Source organism: Rhizobacter sp. P2_H2 (genome assembly GCF_056403375.1).
The window spans coordinates 1-563 of sequence record NZ_JBFUFP010001814.1 but is presented as its reverse complement, the minus strand read 5'-3'; the positions used below and the strand labels follow the sequence as shown (position 1 = coordinate 563).

Here is a 563-nt window from a genome sequence, read left to right as displayed (position 1 = left end):
GGCCGGCGACGCAGTGCTGCTGAGCCCGGCCTGCGCGAGCCTGGACATGTTCCGCAACTACGCGCACCGCGCGCAGGTGTTCTGCGACGAGGTGCGGGCGATCGCCGCGGAAGGGGGCAGCGAGGCATGAGCAGCTTGACGGCCCGCTCCGGATTCGACGCGCTGAAGGAGCGCGTGCGCGCGCTGTTCAAGCGCGACGGGTCGGTGCCGATCCGCGACTGGACCGGTGCGTCGGCGAACAAGCCGGTGCAGCTGCAGGGCTTCGACCAGCCGCTGGTGTGGGTGGTGGTGGCGCTGCTCGCGCTCGGCATGGTGATGGTGTATTCGGCCTCGGTGGCGCTGCCCGACAACCCGAAGTTCACGCGCTATGCGCCGACGCATTTCCTGGTGCGCCACATCCTGTCGATCGTCGTCGCGCTGGTCGCCGCGGTGGTCGTCGTGCAGCTGCCGGTGAGCCTGTGGGAGAAGTTCGCGCCGTGGCTGTTCGCCGCCTCGCTGCTGCTGCTGGTGCTGGTGCTGATCCCGCACGTCGGCAAGGGCGTCAACGGCGCGCGGCGCTGGAT

At 70.2% G+C, this 563-nt stretch carries 1 protein-coding gene; it reads left to right on the top strand.

The features are described 5' to 3' along the window. Positions 1-126: 126 nt before the first annotated feature. Positions 127-563, top strand: a 437-nt coding sequence (locus tag AC1D15_RS36365; protein WP_477829913.1) for an FtsW/RodA/SpoVE family cell cycle protein, incomplete at its 3' end; no start/stop codon positions are given.